Source organism: Bacillus sp. AFS018417 (assembly GCF_002560985.1).
Taxonomy (GTDB): Bacteria; Bacillota; Bacilli; order Bacillales; family Bacillaceae_G; genus Bacillus_A; species Bacillus_A rhizoplanae.
Genome location: NZ_NTTM01000027.1, coordinates 1 through 1,243, shown reverse-complemented (window position 1 = coordinate 1,243; position 1,243 = coordinate 1). Strand labels below are relative to the sequence as shown.

Here is a 1,243-nt window from a genome sequence, read left to right as displayed (position 1 = left end):
TCCTACTGGTAAAGGACCTGACAACCGTATTGACTGGATTCTCGGGAAAGGAAACCTTATAACTAATGAAATTGAAATCGTTAACTATCAGAAGAATGGACAATTTCCAAGCGATCATTTCCCAGTGATTGCTGACATCTCCTTAACTTACAACAAATAAGAAAATAAAATGAGCCAAGACCATTGATATAGTTGAATGGTGTTTGGCTTTTTTTGAGTTACGGGGTATTGTGAAATAGAACTACTGTAAAGTAATATTGGAATGATCTTCCGATTGGGCGCGATTGTAGTAGATCATAGATAGAAAATGATCAATCTTTTTTATAAAAACCAAACTTAAATCTAATGAAAAAGAAACCATTTTTATCAATCTTTTTTCAAAATGGATTTTTTTTATTTGTCTTAAAACACGGGTCTGCTAGGTATTTTTGATCAAACCTTATTTCAAAGCAACATTTTGGTCAACTTATGCTTCTTTTAGTTTACGGCCAGCTTATGCTTGTAGCCTTGAACATAAATATTCAAAATAATGTTTATTTTCAAATTTTTCCATGTTAGGATAGTTATGTATTTTAAAACCATTTTAAAAGGGGGATTAAGAAATGAAAGCTCTTAAGAAATGGGCAACAATGATCGGTGCTGTGACAATGTTAGTTTCTGTATTTTCTTTTGCAGCACCAGCACCTAAAGTAGCAGCCGCAGTTACTAATGGATCAGACCCGATTGCTACAGGATGTGCTAGAGATGCAAAAACAGTAGGCTACAGTCAGCATAGTAGTGCTGAAATTGAACTTCGCTATAGTCCTAGTTGTAGAAGTGCTTGGGCTAAATTAACTCTTGGTGGTGATCCAGCAATAAAAGAAGGAAGTGCAATAATTACACGAAATGATGGCGTAAAATATTCATGTTATGCTAAAAAATCACTAGGACAAACATCTTGTTATACTAGACAGGTTAATGATGCATATTATACTGCACGTGCTACTGCTAATGTTCTCGTTGTATATGGTGGTGGTGGTTCTTATGTACCTTTAGCTACTCGTTGGTATTAATTCTTTAGTTCAATTCTAAATTGAATATATTGAGAGCGTGTTTTGAAAAAAGATTGATCCAAAACACGCTCTTTCTTTTTGCTCGTTTATCAAGGTTATTAGTATTAATTTGATCAAACATTATTCCAAAGCTACAATAGTCCTTGTGTCTGGAAGCCTATAAAAACCTTTAGGGTTCTGTTGCAAAGTTT

General features: G+C 34.0%; 1 protein-coding gene. It reads left to right on the top strand.

Annotated elements, in window-relative coordinates:
• Positions 1-602: 602 nt before the first annotated feature.
• Positions 603-1,052 carry a DUF2690 domain-containing protein gene (locus CN326_RS12035; protein WP_098309272.1) on the top strand — a complete coding sequence of 150 codons (450 nt, stop codon included), beginning with the start codon at positions 603-605 and terminating at the stop codon, positions 1,050-1,052.
• The last annotated feature ends 191 nt before the right edge of the window (positions 1,053-1,243 follow it).